Raw genomic sequence first — 21,659 nt, 5'->3', positions numbered from 1 at the left:
TTGAAAAAGATTGCAATTGTTATACCCCCTATCAAAGATTTTTATTACACCCCTCACAGAGGGGCTTTTTTAGGTGCAAGGTATGTTAAAAACTTTCTTGAAAAATACGGTTTTCAATGTAAACTCTTTGACTTTCCAAACAAAAAGCAAAAAGAAACAAAACTTCCTTTTGAATTGGAATACCTGAAGCCGTTTTTAAAACAGGAAGACAACCTTTTTTTCAAAAAATACAAAAGGTTTGGCTATTCCTTTGAACAATGTGCAAAATTAATTAAAGACTTTTCCCCTGATTGTATAGTGCTTTCCCTTTTTGCCTTTGCATATGCAAAGGAGTTTATTGAGTTTACAACTTTTTTAAAGAAAGAATTTCCAAAAACCCCAATGTTTGCAGGGGGAAGCGGAGTTTCCTGCTTTCCTGAATACTTTGAAAAAACTTTAGTTTTCAATGCAATTTTTACAGGGGAAATTGAAACAATAGGGGAAAGTGTATTAAAGGCAATTGAAGGGAAAACTTATGGAATTATTAAACCTCAAAGATTAACTGAAAAAGATGAATTAGACTTCATTCTAACAAAAACCCTTTCAACAAAAAAAAGAAACTATTACTCAACAATTCTTTCAAGGGGATGCCCAAAGCAATGCGCATTTTGTTCAAACTTTATAGTGCAGGGGAGAAAATTTAGAACAATACCTATTGAAAAGATTGAAAGAGAGATAAAAAAACTCAAGTTAAAAAATGCAAATATTAACTTTGAAGACGACAATATTTTACTTGCTAAGGACTATTTAATTGAGGTTTTAAAGTTATTTAAAAAACACTTTCCTGACACAACATTTTCGTTTGAAAACGGGATAGACCACACCTTCCTTGATATCGAAACTGTTGAAAAACTTATTCATTTAGGCGTCAAACAGTTTAACCTTTCAATAGGACATATTGATAAAAACATACTTAAAAAAAACAAAAGGCCTGCAAGTGTTGATAAACTTATTGAAACCTTAAATTTTCTTAAAAAAAATCAAATTCCTTCAATTGTTTACTTTATTACAGGCTTGAAAAACGATAGCTTTGAAAAAACCATTTCAACCATAAAATTCCTTGAAAAACTTCCCTGCTTAATTGGAATTTCCCCGTTTTATCCCGTTCCTGGGATTCAAGGATATACAGACAAATCTATATTTGAAAAAAAATCCCCTGTATTAACAAAAGGCTCTTCCTTTTATTCCTGGAACAATTCACTTACAACAGAGGAAATGATTTTTGCCTTCAAATTAGCAAGAAAAATAAACCTATCAAAGAAACAATCAGCTTGAATCCTCTATAAAACCTCTATTTTTTCATAATAAAAAAACTTAATTTTGTTAATTTTTTTTATTGCATAGCACAAAAAAAAGATTAAAATTAAATTTGCGCATTTTTTTTTATTTTTTAGGTCAAAAGGAGGATTTATGGTTTCTGACCTATGTTATGACCGATGCGTAGGGAAAAAGATATGGGGTATTAACACTTTTTTACAAAGAGATTACACTAACGGATAGCAAAAGGAGGTAAAAATTGAAAGCATTAGGAAGACATATTTTAGTAGAGTTTTATGACTGCAATCCTTCCCTTCTTAACGAAGCAGATTTCATTGAAAAGGTAATGAATGAAGCAGCTGATATGGCTGGCGCAACAATAGTTACCAGCAATTTCCACCATTTTAGCCCTCACGGTGTTTCAGGTGTTGTAATAATCGCCGAATCCCATTTAACAATCCATACCTGGCCTGAATACGGCTATGCCGCTGTTGATTTATTCACCTGCGGAGAAACAGTTGACCCATGGATAGCGTTTGAGCATTTAAAAAAGACTCTTGAATGCTCACATTACTCAGCAATGGAACTTAAAAGAGGCCAGTTAGGCATAGTTAATCAGGAATTAAAAGAGTATCATCATAAACCTGTAACCGCATAAATAAGCGGATTTTTGAGGAAAAAACATGAATCTCTGGTTTACCGAAAATCAGACAGATAATTTGCGTCTGTCTTTTAGAGTAAAAAATTTAGTTGAGTTTAGAAAAAGCAAATTCCAGACACTTGCAGTTTATGACACAGTGGAGTATGGAAGGCTTTTCACCCTTGATGATTTTGTTATGCTTACCGAAAAAGACGAGTTTGTTTACCACGAAATGATTTCACATATTGCCCTATCATGCCACCCTAAGCCTGAAAATATTCTTGTAATAGGTGGTGGAGACGGGGGAACAATAAGAGAGATAGAAAGGCATTCAAGGGTAAAAAATATTACCCTTGTGGAGATAGACAGAGAGGTTGTTGAAATATCAAAAAAGCACCTACCCTTTGTTGCATGCGGTTTTGACGATGAAAGGGTAAGTGTAATAATTGACGACGGTATTGAATACATAAAAAACCACAAAAATAAATTTGATATTATTTTTATTGATTCAACAGACCCTGTTGCTTTTGCAGAAGGCTTATTTCATACAGATTTTTACAAATTTGTTTTTGATGCACTAAAAAAAGACGGGATAATGGTTGCTCAAACAGAGTATCCATTTTTAAAGGGAGATTTTATTAAAGAGGTTTTCTCATCTTTAAAACAGGTATTTCCTATAGTTTCTCCTTACCTTGCATTTATTCCAACCTATCCAACAGGGATGTGGTCTTTTGCCTTTGCATCAAAAAAATACCACTATATAAACGATTTAAATCCTGAATTTACAAAAGATTTCGCAGAAAAATTGAAGTATTATACCCCTGAAGTACACAAAGCAGCCTTTGCATTGCCTAAATTTGTAAAAGATTTAATTGAGTAAATTGAGGCGGCATAAGCCGCCTTTTTTATTGGTAAATTAATAGAAATATTTATTTTACTTTGAAAAAAGGCAGAAGTGTTTGTAATTGCAGAACTTGCAGGAGTCTCCCGGAGTTGCAACAATAAATTTTGAGTTTAGCATTCTATCAAAAATTAGTTTTAAAATATTTTCAAAATATTCAAGCCTACCAAAAGAAGGGACTCCATTAAAATCAAATTCTTTCTCAATATCTTTAAAATTTGACTCTCCTAAAAGATAAAGACAACTTTTTATTTTAGAAACATCTTCCACATTCTCTTTTTTTGAATAAAGGTAAATGTAAAACGGCAATTGGATTGAGTTTATTGAGTTTTTTAAGTATTCAACACATAACACACTGTCATCTAAATCGTCAGCCATTAATTCTGACAACTTCTTTTTAGAGGGCACTTTTGCATACCTTCCTGTTTTATAGTCAACAATCCTAATTGTATCTCCGTTAATTTTCTCCACCCTGTCTATCTTTCCGTAAAACCTTACCTTTCTTCCTTCAAACTCAAACCCCTCAACTTCAATCTCTTTTTCAACATCAATTAATTGAAGCCTTTCATCTTGTTTAACCTGATGAATGAAAAATTCAAACAGTTTACTCAACCTAAACTCAACAACCTTTTTCAAAATTTCTTTTTTAACACTTTCAAGGTTTTTTAAATACTTAAATACATCTTCAACACCGTGAAAATCAAAGTACTTAAACTGCCCTCTATCTATAAAATTTACCGCTTCATCTAAAACCTTTTTGCGAATATTTGAGATCAATTTTTCTGTTAAATACTCTCCCTTATGCTTTTCAAACCCCTTTTCAAGAAGGTGGTGAATCAGCGTTCCAACCTTGTCAGCCCTCTGGCTTTCCTCAAGGGAAGCCTTTTCCTCAATTCCCGCTATCCTATGTAAATAAAACATATAAGGACATTGCAGAAAATTATCAATAAAGGTTGCTGAAATACCCTTGCCTTCCCTGAAAAATCCCTCTATTTTATCCTGCATCCACTTATCTTTCTCAATCCCTTCCTTGAACTCGCAGGGAAGTGAATTATCCTTCTTATTTTTGTTAAGGTTAAGTGAATACAAAGGCATTTTTGCTTTAATAATTTCATCGCTTAAATCAATTCCTTTTTCAAACTCTTTTTCAAGGATTAACTGTTCAATAAACCTGCTTCTCGTCTTCTTCTCAAGTGTTGTCTGGCCGCTTTGATAAAACAGGTAAACATTCTTGCTTGAATCAATAAGCCTGAAAAAGTTGTATTTTATCAGCCTTTCCCTGTCTTTAAATGAAGAAAGCCCCAACTCAAACTTTAAGGATTCAGGCATTAAAGGGTCTATTTTCTCAGTGTCAGGCAAAATCCCCTCGTTTACATCAAGGACAAAAAGGTAATCAAATGACAAACTCCTTGATTCAAGCATCCCCATAATCTGTATCCCTTTAAGGGGATTTCCCTCAAATGGCACAGAAACAGACTTTGAAAGAGTGTTTATAACAGAATAAAAAAGCCTCTGGTTAAAGTTGATGCCTTTTAAATTTTCCTCTTTCAGGGAATTTAACCTTGCAACAACAGAGGTTAAAAAGTAATCAAGGACAATTGCATCGTAAACATAGCCTGAATTTTTCAAACTATCTTTATCTAAAAGTGAATAAAGGTTTTCAAAAGCCCTGTGCAATGATTCAAAACTATCTGCTTCAAGAAAAGGCTTTAATAAATTTTTGTATATTTTAATGGCAAAATCCCCTAAATCCCTCTCCCCTTCAAACTGCTCATCTGTTTTATCAAAATCAAGGAAAACAATGTTATTCTCAATAAGAAAATTGAAAAGCAAATCAAAATATTCATTTTTTGCTTTAAGGTTGAAAAATGCCATTATCTCGCTTTTTATAAGTTTAAGAAAAACAGGGACATAAACCTTTTTACCCCCATTTCTTTCAATATCAACAAGTGTTTTAAAAAGCCTGTTTAGAAAATCCCCGAATCCTGTTTTTGAAAGGGGAAATCCCATTGTTATGTTTTTTGGCAATTCACTGTCATAAATGTTTGAAATGTAAAACAATAACGGAAAGAGAGTCTTTGAATCTGGAAGGATAATCCCTATCTTTTTAGGATTATTCAAATCATTAACTTTCTCACTTTCACTTAAATCCTTTAAAGCCTTAACAACCTGCCTTACCTGAGAGTGAACATCGTAACTTTCGTAAAATTTTATTTCCGGCTCAAACTCAAACCCCTTTCTTAATTCAGGCTTTTTATCCCACTCTCTCCCGCTAAACCATTTTCTATAAACACCGTAAGCATCAAAGTTTTTTTCACCTATTCTGTGAAGCCTGTTTTCTGTATCTGCCTGAAAGTATAGGTATGTTTCAAAGTTATCCTTTAAATAGTTAATTATCCTTTTTTCACTGTTTGTAAGGTACGAAAAGCCTGCAAGGATAAAAACCTTAGCGCTAAATTCCTTTTCAACCTTCCCGTTTTCAAAAATTTCCACACACCTTTTGTACAAATCCCCGCCAAATGAAAGGTTTTTATTTTCAACCTGATGCCTGTAATCATTGTAAAGAGAGTTTAAATTTTCAAGAAGTATCTTTGCCTGTTTAACAGTGTTGTCAAAGTATTCAAAATCCTTAACGCTATCAATTAACTGAGTGTCAATTTCACTGAAAAGAGAGGAAAGCCTCTTAACCCACGGGAAAACAAGGGAGTCGTCATTACCCAATTTTGTGTATAAATCCCTGTTTTTCTTCAAAATGTTGAGTATAAAGATTAGCCTGTCAATCTCATCCTGAATTTCAGGGGGGGGTTCAGAAAAGTTTATTACAGTCTCCCTTACAAAATCCCCCATTGAAAATAGACGCACATTCAACAAAGAAGCAAGGGAGAGATTCTTCTCAATAAACCTCAACGGCCTTACATTTGGGAAGATAACAATTACCTCTTTTTCCTTCCCCGCTAACTTTTCAACATCCTTTGAAATTAAATCAACAAAATTTATTGATACATCAACTGCAATTAGTTTAAATTCAGACATTTACAATTTCTCCGTCTTCCGTATAGTAAATAATGCCTTTAGATTTTAGTTTATTGCCTCTAAAAACATTGAGATAATTTACAATTTGAGTTTTGTGTTTTTCCAAATCCTTTGCCCCTGTTTTATAGTCAATTACAATGTACTCGCCATTTTTCAAAACAAGCCTGTCAATTCTGAAGATAAACCCCTTTCTGTTTATAACTTCCTTTTCATTCCACTCAGCATCAATATTAAAAAAGTAATCTTTTAAATTTAAAACCGTTTGTCGTGCAAGTTTTTTAACCTCTTCAAAGCCTTCGCTTACTCCTGAAAGTTTCGCCGCTTTTTCGTACGCCTTTTCCACAACCTCATTTATGTTTTCTTCACTTTTCAAATCTTTAATAAAACTCATTGTCAGGTGAAAGAGATTTCCAAACTCTTCGCTTTTATAGTCAAACAAATAATCCCTTTCCTCAATAGATTTAAAGTGCTGCCTTATTGAAGGCGCAAAGGAAAAAACTTCTTCTCCTGATTTTCCTTTTTCCTCTTCAATTGATTTCCCTTTGCTTTTCTCACCTGAAGCAAAATGGAACATATTGTCCTTTTCTTCAAGAAAATTATCTGCAAGATTCTTCAAAACAAAAGCCGAAGTAATGTAAGTTTTTGAAACATCCTTAAACTCTTTGTCTTTATAAATCAAAGCGCCAACTATGTACAACTCTTTTTTTGGCCTTGTATTTGCCACATACATAAGGTTTAGCGATTCAATAAACTTTCTTAATTTATAATCAAAATACTTTTCCCCTGCCTTTTTTGAAATCTCCCTTAATCTGCCGTCGTTTTTAAGAATAACCTTCCTGTTTCCCGCCTTTTCAAACCAGTCTTTTAAATCCAACTCAATATACTCTGAATCTAACCTTCCAACCATACTCCAATCGTAAAACGGGATAATTACAACCTCTGCTTCAAGCCCCTTTGCCTTGTGAATTGTCATAAGCCTTATAGCATCAATATTTTCAGGCATTGAAAGAGTAATGTCCTCATTTTGATAAAAGTAATCAACAATTTCAGCAACAGAGTTTCCCTTTTCAGAGAGAGTTAAAACAACCTCTAAAAACCTGTCAAAGTATGCCCCGTTTTCCTTTAAATCAAAGCCGAAAGAGTAATCGGAAAAATCAAAACAGGAAATCAGGTTTATGAAAAATTCGTAAGGGGATAGAAGTTTTGAATTTAGAAAACTCTCCTCAAAAATTTCAGCAAAATCAATACCCAATCCCTGTTTTATTGTTTTAGAGAGAATCTCCTTTGCCTTTAAAATTGAAAATCCTTTCGCTTCACTTAATTCTTCAAAAAACTTAGATTTGTCTTCAAGTGGAAAAAATCCGTTTTCAGCAAGGCCTTTAAACAGCGAAACATCGCTAACATTTATAAAAAAACCTGAAAGCAGGAGCAGGTTTTTTATATCCCTGTTATTCAAAAGTTTTAAAGAGTCCTCGGTAACAAAAGACACATTCTTTTTATATTCAGCGTTGAATTCAAAGATAAACTCTGCAATCTTACCTAAATCTTCCTTTCTCCTTGCAAGAATCATTATGTCTTTCCCTGAAAACCTCTCTAAAGTATCCTTTAAAATCCTGAAAAATTCCTTCTTATAGTTTTCTTCAACGCAGGCGTCTTTTCCATCTTTTGAATTGCACTTAAACAAATTAACCTCAACATAGCCCTTCTCTTTTGAATTCGGTTCCTGTTTGAAATCCCTGAAAACTTTTTCAATCTCCTGAAATGCCTTATCTTTTTCATCTTTTTCAAAACTTACCAGAATAGGTTGGGCAGAGTCTCTATTTACAACCTGTCCAAAAACATTATTGTTGAATTTAACAATGTTTTTAGCAGACCTGTAATTTATTTTTATAGGCTTATTTAAATACTCATCTTCCTCAACAACACTCATCAATGAGCAATTATCATTATTGCTTTCCACCCTGTCAAAAACCCTGTAATCCCCGCCTCTCCAGCCGTAAATTGCCTGCTTTTTATCCCCAACAACCAACAGGCTTCCCCCTTCGGATAAGGCATTGTGAATAATTGGACACATTGCGTCAAATTGGCTATCTGAAGTATCCTGAAACTCATCTATAAGGTAATGGTTAATCCTCTCCCCTAACCTGCAAAAAGCGTATGGAAGGGAGTAATCATCTAAAATAGTTTTAACCCTTTCCGTTATCTTCCCGCCAATAACCAGGTTTAAGGATTTTTTAATATCCTCTTCTATTTCAAGCACCTTTTTGTAAACCTCAACAGATGAAGAGTCATTGTAAACAGCCTTAAAAAGGTAATAGGATTTATACAAAAAATGCAAACATTCAAGATAAGAGTTAATTTTATCCCTTTTAAATGAATCTATTTTTTGGTCTCCACTTTTTGAAAGAATAAGCCCTGCATAATCTCCATCTTTTGTTAGCATTTTCTCCCAGATGTTAGAGGAGAAAGTATCCTCTATGTTTTTCTTTTTAAGCCACTTTGCTTTAGTTCCGTGAAGTAACCCTGAAATTGACTCACACTCTTTATTAAGGTTTTCAAAAACAATACCCATCTCTTCTTTAATAAAATTTAAGGCTTGAGAAAAATTACTAACCTCACTCTGGCATTTAAAAGAACCGAATTTTGCTTCAAAATTCACTTTAAACAAATTCCACAAAAGGGAAAAACTATCCTCGTCAGTATTAACCGCAATATAATCCCTCAACCTTGCTTTATCCTGCAAAACCCTGTTTAAAAAATCCGATTCCCTGAAATTGTTTAATGCATTCCTTATTATCCTTTCCCCGTCAAAACCGCCCTTTTCAACCTGAAGCAACACATCTAAAAAGGATAAAAGAGTGTTACTAAACCTCTCATCTGCAAACAACTCCCCAACAGCAATATCAAAAATCTCCTTTTCCTCAAATGTAATGTCATAATCAGGATAAACATTCAAATCAACCGCAAAAGCCTTAAAAATGCTGTTCATAAATGAATCAATTGTGGTTACCTGAAAATCGGAAAAATTCTCTATAACAGATATTAAAACATCAAGCGCCTCTTTTTTTTGAAGGGAAAAGCCTTCTTTTTCAGTTTTTCTTCCCATTGCAATCTCTTTAAGAAAGGTTAAAACCCTTTCCTTCATTTCAGCGGCAGCCTTATTTGTAAAGGTAATTGCCACAATATTATCAAGGCTTAAAACAGTCCTGCCGTCTTCTTTCTCATTATCCCTGTTCTCACCGCAAATTTTTTTAATCTGAATTTTATTGTTTTGGGATTTTAAAGTATCTGCATAGGTTTTTAGAAGGTTAACATAGTGCTGAGAAAGCCTGTATGTCTTCCCCGCCCCTGCTGAAGCCTTATAGATTATCAGTCTCTTGTTATTTTCTTCCATATCTCCCTCATTTTAAACAAATTATACACCAAAAAAATCAATACGAAGAATTATATTTTGCCACAATTTTCTATTTAAATATGGAACACACTCCACATTTTTTGTGCAATTTTAAGGAATACTCTCCACATTTTTACAATATTTTTATTGACTGTTCTCCAACATTGCAATCAAATAAAAGAAAACCATAATAGAAAAAGGGGGATAATTTATGAACTATGAAAAAACACTTGAATTTGTAAAAGAAAAATTCAAAGACAAAAAAGATAAAGGGGGAAAACCCTACATTGAGCACCTTTTAACTGTTGCTGAAAAAATGGAAAGTGAAACAGAAAAGATTGTTGCCCTTCTTCACGACATTGTTGAAGACATAGAAGATATAAGTTTTGAAACATTAAAGAAAATGGGATATTCAGAAGAAGTAATTTCCGCAGTTGAAGCAATGACAAAGGAAAAAGGGGAAGAATACAAGGATTACCTAAAAAGAGTAAAAGCAAACCCAATTGCAAGAAAGGTTAAACTTGCCGATTTAGAGCACAACATGGACACTTCAAGGCTAAATAAAATCACAGAAAAAGACTTGAAAAGGCTTGAAAAATACAAATTTGCAAAACAATTTCTTGAAAAAGAGTAACTAACCAAAACAAATTAAATAAAAACCGAACTTATACCCCAAAAATCGATTATTTAAAAAAGTTTTTTATAAGTTTGTGAGAGAATATAACACTTTTTTTAATAACATTTGTCCCTATTACAAGAATAAAATATTACTTAATCGTATCATGTTAAAAATTTATTAAGAAATTTTAGTTCAATTTCTGAATTAAAAATCCCATTTTGCTTCAAAAAAATGCATTTGTCCATAAAACCCATTGTCATGGGGTTCTATTTCTCTCCAAATTTTTCTAAGTTCATAACATTCATCAGCAATCCACAATTTTGGTTTGCTTGCTTTACTGTTGCGAATAGCATTAAACAATTTTCCACTACTTGGACTATGTGTAAAGTCCCAACTACCTGATTTTCCACCTAACCTTAGTCCACAAAAAGATTCAATTTTAAGGTTGTTTGATTCAACAACTTCTTTCCAGAACACTAAATTTTCAATAAGACCATACAGAAAACTAATATTTTCTCCTTCTACTGCAGCATTAATGAAAACAAAGTGCCATTTATCATCGGGAACAACTGAAGTTGTAACGCTTGAATGGAACCCTTTATAATTACTTCTTATTTTCATTAATTCATCGGGATCAAATAAAGTTAATGGAATCATTTGTAATATTTCAAACCTTTTTAATTGCATTCTAAACCAGTAATCTCTTGGCAAAGAATCAATAGAAAAGTTTTCACTATAAAAATGCTCATAGATATACTTAATTGCCTCACATATTTTTGAATTATAATCAGTAAGGACTGGAAAAATATTTGGTGATAAAAATCTCTGAGCATCTTTTGGAAATGAGCCGTTAAACAATGAAACAATTGGTTCCATATCAAATGCCGCCCCCCCATACCAAAATAAAGGGGGAATAAAACCATTTATTTCGCTAACAATCTCATTCCACTCTTCATAGTCTTCATCAAACACAGGTTTAAGTTTTTTAATTAATTTCATCAGCAACCCCACACTATTTTTTCATAACATAAAATTAAGTGTAACATTGTAAAATCAAAAATTACTCTTTTAGAACGCCTAATCAATATTTACCTTTTGTTAATTGCTTGCTAAAATTTATTTTACCCATAATGCGTGATTATTTTGTTTTTTTATGCTGACTCAATAATTTAATCTAAAAGTCAATATAAAATCCAACCCCCTCTCCCTTTAAGCCAACACGATAAAACTATTATATTCTTCATATTTTATTTTTTCAAAATCAACTTTCCTTTAGAGTCAAAACGGACATAGTCTCCCTTTTTGAAGGTGTGGCCGTCAATGGTTACATCTTTAGCCAACTTGCACCCTGCCAATTTGCCATCAGGGTGAAAAGTAACCGCTGCTGTGCCACCAAAAAGTTCTGTCCAGAAACTGGCGGCTGCACAGGGAATCCCTTGAATTACTGCCGGTTTTGCCAACCAGGCTAATGCCAGTTTGCCGTTGGTATAAAAAACTGTTTCCCAACCCTGATGTTTATCCCCTCTGCACAACAATCCCTGAATTTTAGTATTATGAGGAAGGAAAACATAAATTTTATCCTTTGTGCGCTTGTGGATAATAGTTCCCTTCGGAAGGAAGGATAATGGTGAATCATTCTTAATCTGTGAGGACTGAGCATTTTGTTTGTTTTTTGTAGGCTTTTCCTGACAAAACACATTAACGGGAGATATTAAAAAAATCGTTGTCAAAACAAGGATAAATGACATTTTCATAATAATTTTCTCCTTTCTTTCCTAAAAGTTGATAAGACATAACATAAAATCAGGCATTCTAATAAAAAACAAATAGTTGCTTTTTAAAACCACCTAATCTATGCTGCTCTTTCATTTTTAATTGCTTGCTATTGGTTATTTTACACATAATTATTCCCTATTTTGAACTCTTGTATATTTTGAATTAACAACCTAATTTAAAAATCACCAGGGATTTTAACACCTTTGTCAACTTAACTAATTCCGTGTGAAAAATATCATTATCTTTGAGCAGCCTATTAAAAATATAATTCTATGATATAAAAAAAGCAAAAGAAAACAAAATTCCTTGGACTAAAATTTATAATTAATGTAAATATAATGAAAAAATATTGATAGGTAGAATATTTCAATATTAATTAAGAGTAAAACGGTTTTACCACGATCTTGAAATATTAATCCAATATTTCCACCTCAAATTTTCCTTGGGCAATACCGATACAAATAACAATTATCACAATCAGGCTTCTTTGGTTTACACCACTTTCTTCCTATTTCCCAACATGACAAATCAAAAATTCCTGGATATTCTGGATTAAGTTCTCTAGCAGCATAGATTAGCTCATGATCACTTGCACTTTTAGAAATAAATCCTAATCTCTTGAAAACCCTATTTACATGGGTATCAGGCGATATATCTATACAAATATAGTCACTCATCGGAATTTTAAATTCTCTTGCTAATATATTTGCTGCCATCGTTGCAATTTTAACACCAACACCCTTAAACTCTAAAAATCTCTTAACTACTGTTGCACTTCTTGGTTTTCCTTTCCAAATATTTGACGCGTCATTGTTGTAATCTTTATGTAATTTTTGGATTCCAAGATAGAAATTCTTTGCCATAGTATCATTAAATCTATGAAGATTTTTTCTCATAAACATTTCCCTAAACTCTTCTTGACTTATTGTCAGGAATCTAAAAAATTCAAATCCACCAATCTCATTAGATATTTCATAAGAGATCAACCAAGCTCTCTCTGCCTTTATTTGCCTATTCATCATACAAGCAAGCACGAATACATGAGGATAATTTTCAATATCATTAAGTAAATCATTAGCATCCGAATTTTTAGTAAATATAATCCTTTTGTATGGTTGATTTAATAATTTTTTTCCTTTTTTGATTAGAATTTCTACTATTTTTTCTTGTTTATTATTCATAGTTGAAACCCGTAATTTCTGTTAAAGGTTTGTAGATATATAAATTTAACTTTGCCGAATTTGGAAGAAACATAGCGAAACCGTATGTCCGCTAATAAATGAAATGACTGAACGGCTTAACAAACTAGATATACTCGTGTTTTCCGAAAGGACTTTTACTACAACTCCCACCACTTGCAGATGGAGATTTATGTCCACAATATTTGCAAACGTATTGCCCCGCATGTTTTACTATGTATCTGTGTTTTTTATGAGGGCTGTATGAACAACTCCCACCACTTGCAGATGAAGATTTATGTCCACAATATGAACATATATATCCGCTTGATGATTCTTGGATATAAACGTGTGATCTTGTAGGACTGTATGAACAAGATCCTCCACTTGCAGATGGAGATCTATGTCCACAATATTGACAAATGTACCCCATATACACCTCCTTTTTATTCATAAAACTCCCATTCAGTCATTTCATTTAACTCAGTTATATCCAAACCGTTAGGATACAAAACTAAATTTGAAAGATATGGAAACTGTTTGCATTTACATCCTTTTATAATCATATTTCACGCCCTCCTATAGGTTATCAAACGGATTTTTTGTTGCTGAAAGATTCTTTGTAGTTACATAGGTGTAAACCTCCGTCGTTTTTGAGCTTTTGTGATTTAAAAATTCCATAATATTTATCAGGCCAATTACAGTTTGCAACAAACATGCAATAAAAAAATGTCGTAAAAGGATTATAACCTTGTTATAATTTTCAAATTCTATTTTCACTTTAGGGATTTTTCCTGCTATTGAGATTTTATAAAGAGCAGACTTTCCTGTTTTAAAATAATTGTTGGTTTCCAAAAGAACCATTATTTCCTCAAAACTTCTATCATTTATTTAACTCCTTTTGTGTGCCCCAGATGTTTATGTCATTTAATTTGTTGTAATAATATAGTAGAAAAAGAAAAAAGTCAATTTAATTTTTAAACAATTCTTTTTTTTCAGATAAATAAGCATAGGATTTATCATCTTCAATTAAGAAAAATGGAGAAATATAAATGTGTAAAAAAAATTCTGAAAAAAAGTTAAGCTAACCAAAATAGATTGAAGAAAGGCCGTATTTGTCCCGCAAAGAATCAATGGTTTTAAAAAGGTTTGATTTTTTTCTGTACTCACTGGGAGAGGGGAGTAAAAGCAGAGATTCCTCTTTTACAAAGTTTGAAAGCCTTACCCCCACAAGCCTTATTGAAAGGGGAAGGCAATCAGCCTGCTTGAACAAAATTAAAGATTTTGCAATTATTTCATCGTCAAATATAAGGTGTTGTTTTGTTAGATTTGCCCCGAAATTTCTGAAATCAGAATACCTTACCTTAACTGCAATCTCTCTTGCCACAAAGCCATTCTCCCTCATCTCCTTTGCTATTTTCTGGCAAAGTTTTTTTAAAATCCTTACAACCTCACTTCTATCCATTGTGTTTTTATCAAGGGTTACTTCAGAGGATATTGATTTTGGATACTCATTTACAACAGGGTTTGAAAGGAGAAATTTAAGCCAGAAAACAGGAAACCTCTCTGCAACATCCCCTATTTTAAAAACATTATTTGAATAAAAAAATCTCTTTGTGGCCTCCCCAAAATAGGGCATAGAATCAACCGAATACTCTCTTAAAAATTCCTTTTCGTGTCTATCAATAGCCCACACAATCCCATGAGGCTTTGCAATCTTGGCGCAGAATTTTGCAATTTTGGGGAACCTTGAAATTCCCGCAGAACACGGCAAATTTAGTTTTTCTTTTATCCTTGTAATAATTTCGTGAGCCGCTCTCAAAGGGGACTTCCATATCCTTATAACCCCCTTCAAATCAATCAAAGCCTCGTCTATTGAAAGTTGATAGACATCGGGAGAAACTGTTTTCATAACCTCAATTACTTTTGCTGAAAGCCTCGTATAATCCCTATGATGAGGCCTTAACACAATTAAAGAGGGGCAGAGAGTTTTTGCTTTGAAAATAGGCATGCCTGATTTGACCCCGTAAGCCCTTGCTTCATAAGATGCTGAAGCGACAACCCCAAGCCTGTCCCCCACTCCACCGCCAACAACAACAGGCTTACCTCTTAAATCAGGCTTATCCCTCAACTCTGCCGAAACAAAGAAAGCGTCCATATCAATGTGGCAGAATATAGAGCCTATCCCTTCAAGCATAACTCCCTCTAACTTCAACAAAAACAAAATTGCTATTTAACTTACAAAAAAAATTAATACTTCCTCACAACCCCTATAACGACACCCTGAATTCTCACCCTATTCTCGTCAAAAACCATTGGCTTCATTTCCTTGTTTGCAGGAATAAGCTCTACCTTTTTTCCCCTTTTTCTAAACTTTTTAACAGTAGTTTCATGTCCATCAACAAGGGCAATAACAATATCACCGTTGTACGCCGTGTCCCTTTTTTCAACAATAACAATATCCCCATCGCAAATATGCTCATCAATCATGGAATCTCCTCTAATTTTCAGAGCATAAGTCTTCATAGGAGTGGTAACAATTGAGGCAGGCACTTCAACATTCTCCTCAAACTCGTAAACAGTAACAGGCTCACCGGCTGTAACATAGCCAAAAAGTGGAATACTCACCATCTTTGTTTCAGGCTCATCCCTTGAAGCAACCGAAAATACATCAACCCCCTTTTCGTTAAGCTTTTTAATATGCTCATGAACGGTTGAAACAGATTTAAGTCCCATACAATCGGCAATCTCTTTTAAAGTGGGATAATGCCCGTTCTTTTCAAGAAGAAAAGAAACGCAGTCAAGCAACTCCCTTTGCTTTCTCGTTAATTTCATAATCTCCCCCTTCCCCTTTATCTAAACAGAATATAAACGAAAAAAACCGAAAAATCAAGAAAAAATGCAAAAAACAAGGATAAAACGGTTAGCCTAAAACAATTGACGACAAATGCTAACAAACACAAATAAAAGAAGTTATTGACATTTTTCAACACAAAAAAATTTAAAAAATTTTGTTGACAACTTTGGTCATTATGATAATATTTATATCGCTTGACGGGTTCCGGAGTAGCTCAGTCGGTAGAGCAGGTGGCTGTTAACCACTTGGTCGGGGGTTCAAGTCCCTCCTCCGGAGCCATTTTTTTATGCCCCCAAAAACCAACCCCACCCCACTTTACTCTTTAAAACATCCGGGCATTAATTAATACAATTAACTTTTTCCAAATTCAATTTGCTGGGAATTAGCTTAAAATCAAGCTTATATCCCAATCACTCATTAACCAAATAAAAATCTCGTTTTTTTAAGACCATTAAAAAAGTGATATAATAAGAGAGAAAAAAGAAAGGCGAGGATTTAAGCTCCAACTTGCCCCGGCCTTTCCGTTAAGGATAAACAGGGTGCTAAAGCGGGGATTTATTTTTGGAAAAAAATTAACCCGCGTTCCTAAGTTGGAGCGCGGGTTTTTTTATTTCTAAAGAAAGGAGGGTTTAAAAATGGCTGAAAAGAAACATCACGAAAACGGGAAATTCTTTACCCCGCAGGATTATTTTGACGAATTTAAGGCAAGGTTTGAGAAAATGAGCGATGCAGAACTAATTGAAGCATTTAACAGAGAGGTTGGAAATCCAGGCTGGGGAAGCGCACGGGGTGCATATCTTGCTGCTCTTCATAATGAGTTTATGGACAGAGATATTGACATCTCAGAAATTGGAGACAAATATTCCATGTCACTTAAACACAAAATTAAACTTGTAAAAAAAATTGTGTGCATTGAAGAATGAGGGGGAGTTTCCCCCTCTTTTTTACTTCACTTTTAAATACAGTAAAATCAATTTCTATTTCCTATCCTCTGCAATGTTAATTCTAATTTTGTGGATTTAGTTGGAGAGTAACCTTTGAATTTCATACCACAGAAATATTTTTTTCTTTCTCTTGTTTTTAGCCATTTAAGTTCAAACTTATTAAGAGAAAAAAATAGTCTGTTATTGCTTTTTAAAGCTAATTGTTGTTAAATAAGGGTATGGAAAAAAATCAGGCTGGGAGATGGTTATGAAAGTTCTTATTATTGGTAGCGGAGGAAGGGAACACACATTAACGTGGAAAATTTCACAATCACCTTTGGTTGATAAAATTTACTGTGCACCGGGAAATGCAGGAATTGCAAACCTTGCTGAGCGCGTTGATATAAAGCCAACAGATTTTGACAAACTTATTGATTTTGCAAAAAACAACAAGATTGATTTAACTGTTGTGGGACCTGAGCAACCTCTTGTGGAAGGCATAGCAGACAGGTTTGAAGAAGAAGGGCTGTTAATCTATGGACCTAAAAAAGAGGGGGCAATTTTAGAAGGTTCTAAAATATTTGCCAAAAAATTTATGGAAAAATACAATATCCCAACTGCAAAGTATGTTGTTTTTGAAAACCCTGTTGAAGCAAGGAATTACATAGGAAGCGGGGAAATAACCTGCCCTACAGTAATCAAGGCAGACGGCCTTGCTGCCGGAAAGGGAGTTGTTATTTGCGAAAATATTGTTCAGGGAATGAATGCAATAACAGAATTAATGGATAACAAAAAATTTGGAGATGCTGGAGAAAAGGTTGTTCTTGAAGAGTTTTTAGTTGGCTGGGAAGCCTCAATTCACATAATTACAGATGGAAATGATTATATTATTTTGCCAAGCGCAAAAGACCATAAAAAGATTTACGACGGAGAAAAAGGGCCAAACACAGGGGGAATGGGGGGCGGTATCTCCCTCACCTCAAATAAACGCAACAACGAAAGAAACAATTAAAAATAAAATTATAGAACCATTTATGGAAGGCTTGAAAAAGGAAGGAATTAATTTCAAAGGAACTGTATTCTTCGGTCTTATGCTTACAAAAAAAGGACCTTTTGTTCTTGAATTTAATGTAAGGTTTGGCGACCCTGAAACACAGGTAATACTGCCGCGAATTGAAAACGATATTGTGCCTTTGCTTTTGTCTGTTGCAAAGGGCAAGCTTGAAGGGAATATTAAAATATCAAGCAATGTGGCTGTTAATGTTGTTGCAGTCTCAAGGGGTTACCCTGGAAAATACGAAAAAGGCTTTGAGATAAACCTGCCTGAACCCACAAGTTCAAACATAATTGTATTTCACGCAGGAACAAAATTAAATGAAGAAGGGAAACTTGTAACAAATGGCGGAAGGGTTTTATCAGTAACAGCCCTTGCACCAGATGTTGAATCAGCAAGAAAAGAAGCGTACGGGTTTTTAAAGCAGATTAAATTTAAGGGAATGTTTTTCAGGAAAGATATAGCAGTAATATGAAAAAAGTAACTGCAGAAATAATAGCAATAGGGAGCGAATTGTTAGGGGCTTCAAAGGTTGACACAAACTCCCTTTTTATAACAAAACACCTGAACAAACTTGGAATTGAAGTCTCTTTCAAAACTGTTGTTGGAGACAATTGGGAGAGTTTAAAAAACGCATTTGAAACAGCAATAAACAGGGTTGATATAGTCATCTCAACAGGGGGATTGGGACCCACTGAAGACGATTTCACAAAAGAGGTGGTTGCTGAACTTTGCAAAGTGTCCCTTAAACTTGATGAAAAAATACTTGAAAATCTGAAGGAAAGGTTTAAAGTCAGGGGGATTGCATTTCCTGAAAACTCTAAAAAAATGGCTTTAATCCCTGAAAATGCTATTCCAATTCCAAACGGGCCCGGGGCTGCACCTGGAATATTTTTAGAATGCAATGGGAAAACAATTATTCTCCTTCCTGGAGTGCCAAGGGAAATGCAGTATATGATTGAAAACTTTGTCATTGAAAGACTTAATAAAAAATACAAATTGCCACAAAGATTTTCAATCTCAATGAACTTTGCATCAATCCCTGAAGCAATAATTGACAATACATTAAAGGAAATAGATTTTGAAGAAAATGGGATAACTTATGCAATTTTAGCGTCTTTAAGAAAGGTTCAGGTAATACTTTCTGGCTTTGACAAAGAAAAGGTGGAAGAATTTTCAAAAAAGGTAATATCAAAATTTCCTGACGTTTTTTTTGGATACGGAGACATATTCCTTGAAAATGCGGTTCTTGATTTGCTGATTGAAAAAAACAAAACTGTTGCCTTTGCTGAATCCTGTACAGGGGGATGGTTAGGCAAACTTATAACAGACATTCCCGGAAGTTCAAAGGCTTTTTTAGGCGGGATTGTAAGTTATTCAAATGAGGCAAAGATAAACATACTGAATGTTCCTGAAAAAACAATTGAAAAATTTGGCGCTGTATCTGCACAAACTGCATTTTTTATGGCAAACAATGTTAGAAAACTATTTAACTCTGACTTTGGAATAGGGATAACCGGAGTTGCCGGCCCCTCTCAATCAGAGAAAAAGCCTGCTGGTCTGGTCTATATTGCAGCATCTTCAAAAGAAAAAACTGTTGTAAAAAAATACAATTTCAGAGGCAATAGAGAAATGGTAAGGCAACAATCAACATCCCGCGCATTTGACTTATTGAGAAAGGAATTCTTAAAATGAAAAAAAGGCTATTTTTAGCCCTTGAACTTCCTGAAAACATTAAAAATGAACTGATTATTCAGCAAAACAACCTTGTAAAAAAATTAGGTGTAAAAGGAAAAACACATAGAGATGCATTGCATTTAACATTAAAGTTTATAGGGGATTTTGAGGAAGAAAAAATAGAAAGCCTTTCAAGTGAAATTGAAAGATTTACAGAAAAAATCCACCCCTTTACCCTTACACTTGAGAAACTATCCTGTTTCCCTGATTGTTTTAAACCAAGAATAGTATTTGTATCATCAATCCCCCTTCAACCTATAAAAGCAATAGCGGAAAGCCTTGACTCAATCTGCGAAAGATTTGGAGTTAAACCTGAAAAAAGGCAGTTTAAACCCCACATCACAATTTACAGGGTAAAAAAACAGGCAAAGATTGAAGAAAAAAAGGTTAATCCACTTCAATTTACTGTAAACTCTATAACCCTATTTGAATCCATCCTAAAACCAGACAGAGCGTATTACAAGGTTGTAAAATCTTTTAAACTATCTGGCGAATAAAGGAGAAAATCCCTTATTTAACTACAAATTACAAATTTAAAACACAAAACCAATTACACCTTAAACCTTTAAAACCACCTCAAATTATGATATTCTAATTAAAATTTAATTTGCGGGAGGGGTTATGAAAATAGCGGTAATTGGAGCTGGAAGCTGGGGAACCGCATTGGCATTATACCTTGCAGACATTGGTCATAGGGTAAGACTCTGGGTTTACAAGGAAGAAGGTGCTGAAGATATTATAAATAAAAGAGAAAATGTAATTTACCTTCCTGGATTTCCTTTTCCAGAAAACCTGACGCCATCATTTGACTTTGAATTCTGTCTTGATGAAGCAGAGGTGGTTTTAACTGTTGTTCCAACTCAAGTTTACAGGCATGTAATTCCACAATTCCTTCCATTTGTAAAAAAAGATATGATTTTTCTCTCTGCATCCAAGGGAATTGAAAATAACACATTAAAAAGGGTAACAGAAATCTTACATGAATTTTTAGACCCAGTTGGAGTTGAGCATATAGGGGTAATTTCAGGCCCTTCATTTGCCAAAGAGGTTGCAAAAAAATACCCAACAGCAGTTACAGTTGCATTTCCTGACGAAGAAACAGCAAAAGAGGTTCAACACGCTTTTGCAAGCGAATACTTTAGATTATATAGAACCACAGATGTTGCAGGCATTGAGGTTTGCGGTGCTTTAAAAAATGTAATAGCCCTTGCATCTGGTATGGTTGATGGATTGGGCTATGGTGCAAACACAAGGGCTGCCCTTATAACAAGGGGGCTTGTGGAAATAACAAGGATAGGGCTTGTTTTAGGAGGAGAGCCTGAAACCTTTCCCGGATTGGCAGGAATGGGAGACCTTGTATTAACCTGCACATCAACCCTTTCAAGAAACTTTTCAGTTGGCAGGGAATTAGGCAAAGGCAAGACAATTGAAGAGATAATGTCCCATATGAGAATGGTGGCAGAGGGTGTAAAAACCGCTATCTCAGTGAAGCAACTTGTTGAAAAAACAGGGGTTGAAATGCCAATATCAGAAAAGGTTTATGAAATTATTTATGACAAAAAAGACCCGAAATTAGGGGTAAAAGAGTTAATGACGAGGAGTTTAAAATCGGAAAAAGAGATATTTTAATTCTAACTTCAACAAAAAAAGAAAAAAAGTCACTTGCCTCTCATCAATTTACTAAAAGGTTAATAGAGGAAAAGAAAATTGAGATTATTGACATTGGAATAGGGGAAAATTGCATTGAAAACCTTGAGAAAATCCCTTTTGAAGATTTTAAATTTATTATTAATGCCGGGGTATGCGGAAGTGTAAATCCTGAACTCTCTCTCTTTGAAACAATTTTCCCTGCAAAAGTAACAGTATATTCTAAATTCAACACAGTAATCCCTCTTAAAAGCAATGAGCAATTTGCTTTAAAGAAAAATTTATCCCTTGCAACGGTTAGAAAACCTGTATTTAACAGAGAGGAAAAAAACTCTCTTTTTCAAGCAGGAATTGATTTAATTGATATGGAATGCTTTTACATTGCAAAGAAGACACCTGACTTAATAGCAATTAAAACAGTTACAGACACACTCAACACTGAAGAAAACCAAAAATCTCACTTTGAAAATATTCCAACAGGCCTTGAAATACTAAAAAACCGTCTTTCAGACCTTTTGAAAAAAATTCTGAAATAAAAAACAAAAACCTTTAATTATTTTTTCATAGTCTTAAACTAAATTACAAAAAAATAAGGGGGCTTAAT

The 21,659-nt window shown here is 33.9% G+C and carries 20 protein-coding genes and 1 tRNA gene; 12 read left to right on the top strand and 9 right to left on the bottom strand.

The window, feature by feature from the left end; all coding sequences use genetic code 11:
* The 3 genes from TTHT_RS01900 (at position 1) to speE (ending at position 2,816) form a co-directional block, all read left to right on the top strand.
* The gene (locus tag TTHT_RS01900; protein WP_201328351.1) at positions 1-1,314 is read left to right on the top strand and encodes a B12-binding domain-containing radical SAM protein; all 1,314 of its coding nucleotides are present in this window, start codon (positions 1-3) and stop codon (positions 1,312-1,314) included.
* Between the two features lie 241 nt (positions 1,315-1,555).
* Complete coding sequence (speD, locus tag TTHT_RS01895; RefSeq protein ID WP_201328350.1) at positions 1,556-1,954, top strand: adenosylmethionine decarboxylase; 399 nt, start codon at positions 1,556-1,558, stop codon at positions 1,952-1,954.
* A 25-nt stretch (positions 1,955-1,979) separates the two neighbouring features.
* Positions 1,980-2,816, top strand: coding sequence for a polyamine aminopropyltransferase (gene speE / locus TTHT_RS01890; protein WP_201328349.1), 837 nt, complete (start codon positions 1,980-1,982; stop codon positions 2,814-2,816).
* Between the two features lie 54 nt (positions 2,817-2,870).
* Here speE and TTHT_RS01885 read toward each other — a convergent pair whose 3' ends face one another.
* Positions 2,871-5,870, bottom strand: coding sequence for a PD-(D/E)XK nuclease family protein (locus TTHT_RS01885; protein WP_201328348.1), 3,000 nt, complete (start codon positions 5,868-5,870; stop codon positions 2,871-2,873).
* The gene (locus tag TTHT_RS01880) at positions 5,863-9,264 is read right to left on the bottom strand and encodes a UvrD-helicase domain-containing protein (protein WP_201328347.1); all 3,402 of its coding nucleotides are present in this window, start codon (positions 9,262-9,264) and stop codon (positions 5,863-5,865) included. The genes TTHT_RS01885 and TTHT_RS01880 overlap by 8 nt, the downstream gene beginning before the upstream one ends.
* A 211-nt stretch (positions 9,265-9,475) precedes the next feature.
* Here TTHT_RS01880 and TTHT_RS01875 point away from each other — a divergent pair, with 211 nt between their 5' ends.
* Positions 9,476-9,898 (top strand): HD domain-containing protein, encoded by a 423-nt coding sequence (locus tag TTHT_RS01875; protein ID WP_201328346.1) that lies wholly within the window; start codon positions 9,476-9,478, stop codon positions 9,896-9,898.
* Between the two features lie 189 nt (positions 9,899-10,087).
* On the opposite strand, the gene TTHT_RS01870 is transcribed toward TTHT_RS01875, so the two are convergent.
* From TTHT_RS01870 to lexA, 6 genes are all read right to left on the bottom strand, one after another.
* Entirely contained in the window at positions 10,088-10,882 is a 795-nt protein-coding gene (locus TTHT_RS01870; RefSeq protein ID WP_201328345.1) for a hypothetical protein, read from the bottom strand.
* A gap of 248 nt (positions 10,883-11,130) precedes the next feature.
* Positions 11,131-11,637, bottom strand: a complete 507-nt coding sequence (locus tag TTHT_RS01865; protein ID WP_201328344.1) for a hypothetical protein — start codon at positions 11,635-11,637, stop codon at positions 11,131-11,133.
* 453 nt (positions 11,638-12,090) lie between these two features.
* Positions 12,091-12,840, bottom strand: a complete 750-nt coding sequence (locus tag TTHT_RS01860; protein WP_201328343.1) for a hypothetical protein — start codon at positions 12,838-12,840, stop codon at positions 12,091-12,093.
* Between the two features lie 576 nt (positions 12,841-13,416).
* Entirely contained in the window at positions 13,417-13,701 is a 285-nt protein-coding gene (locus TTHT_RS01855) for a hypothetical protein (RefSeq protein WP_201328342.1), read from the bottom strand.
* A gap of 220 nt (positions 13,702-13,921) precedes the next feature.
* Positions 13,922-15,034, bottom strand: coding sequence for a DNA polymerase Y family protein (locus TTHT_RS01850; RefSeq protein ID WP_201328341.1), 1,113 nt, complete (start codon positions 15,032-15,034; stop codon positions 13,922-13,924).
* A 53-nt stretch (positions 15,035-15,087) separates the two neighbouring features.
* Entirely contained in the window at positions 15,088-15,672 is a 585-nt protein-coding gene (gene lexA, locus TTHT_RS01845; RefSeq protein WP_201328340.1) for a transcriptional repressor LexA, read from the bottom strand.
* Between the two features lie 225 nt (positions 15,673-15,897).
* On the opposite strand from lexA, the gene TTHT_RS01840 reads away from it, so the two are divergent.
* The 7 genes from TTHT_RS01840 (at position 15,898) to TTHT_RS01815 (ending at position 21,037) form a co-directional block, all read left to right on the top strand.
* A tRNA-Asn gene (locus tag TTHT_RS01840) sits at positions 15,898-15,973 on the top strand.
* Between the two features lie 356 nt (positions 15,974-16,329).
* The gene (locus TTHT_RS01835; protein ID WP_201328339.1) at positions 16,330-16,617 is read left to right on the top strand and encodes a hypothetical protein; all 288 of its coding nucleotides are present in this window, start codon (positions 16,330-16,332) and stop codon (positions 16,615-16,617) included.
* 268 nt (positions 16,618-16,885) lie between these two features.
* Positions 16,886-17,629, top strand: a complete 744-nt coding sequence (gene purD / locus TTHT_RS10805; RefSeq protein WP_236578196.1) for a phosphoribosylamine--glycine ligase — start codon at positions 16,886-16,888, stop codon at positions 17,627-17,629.
* Entirely contained in the window at positions 17,529-18,146 is a 618-nt protein-coding gene (locus TTHT_RS01830) for a phosphoribosylamine--glycine ligase (protein WP_236578204.1), read from the top strand. Before purD ends, TTHT_RS01830 begins: the two co-directional genes overlap by 101 nt.
* Positions 18,143-19,366, top strand: a complete 1,224-nt coding sequence (locus TTHT_RS01825) for a competence/damage-inducible protein A (RefSeq protein ID WP_201328337.1) — start codon at positions 18,143-18,145, stop codon at positions 19,364-19,366. The genes TTHT_RS01830 and TTHT_RS01825 overlap by 4 nt, the downstream gene beginning before the upstream one ends.
* The gene (thpR, locus tag TTHT_RS01820; protein WP_201328336.1) at positions 19,363-19,905 is read left to right on the top strand and encodes an RNA 2',3'-cyclic phosphodiesterase; all 543 of its coding nucleotides are present in this window, start codon (positions 19,363-19,365) and stop codon (positions 19,903-19,905) included. Before TTHT_RS01825 ends, thpR begins: the two co-directional genes overlap by 4 nt.
* Positions 19,906-20,029: 124 nt before the next feature.
* Complete coding sequence (locus TTHT_RS01815) at positions 20,030-21,037, top strand: NAD(P)H-dependent glycerol-3-phosphate dehydrogenase (RefSeq protein ID WP_201328335.1); 1,008 nt, start codon at positions 20,030-20,032, stop codon at positions 21,035-21,037.
* Positions 21,038-21,080: 43 nt separating this feature from the next.
* Here TTHT_RS01815 and TTHT_RS01810 read toward each other — a convergent pair whose 3' ends face one another.
* Complete coding sequence (locus TTHT_RS01810; protein WP_201328334.1) at positions 21,081-21,290, bottom strand: hypothetical protein; 210 nt, start codon at positions 21,288-21,290, stop codon at positions 21,081-21,083.
* Positions 21,291-21,420: 130 nt separating this feature from the next.
* Here TTHT_RS01810 and TTHT_RS01805 point away from each other — a divergent pair, with 130 nt between their 5' ends.
* Positions 21,421-21,591: a hypothetical protein gene (locus TTHT_RS01805; RefSeq protein WP_201328333.1), complete on the top strand. Its 171-nt coding sequence runs from the start codon at positions 21,421-21,423 to the stop codon at positions 21,589-21,591.
* Positions 21,592-21,659: the final 68 nt, after the last annotated feature.

Source organism: Thermotomaculum hydrothermale (assembly GCF_016592575.1).
In the GTDB taxonomy this organism is placed as follows: domain Bacteria; phylum Acidobacteriota; class Holophagae; order Thermotomaculales; family Thermotomaculaceae; genus Thermotomaculum; species Thermotomaculum hydrothermale.
This window is presented reverse-complemented; position numbering and strand designations above follow the sequence as displayed.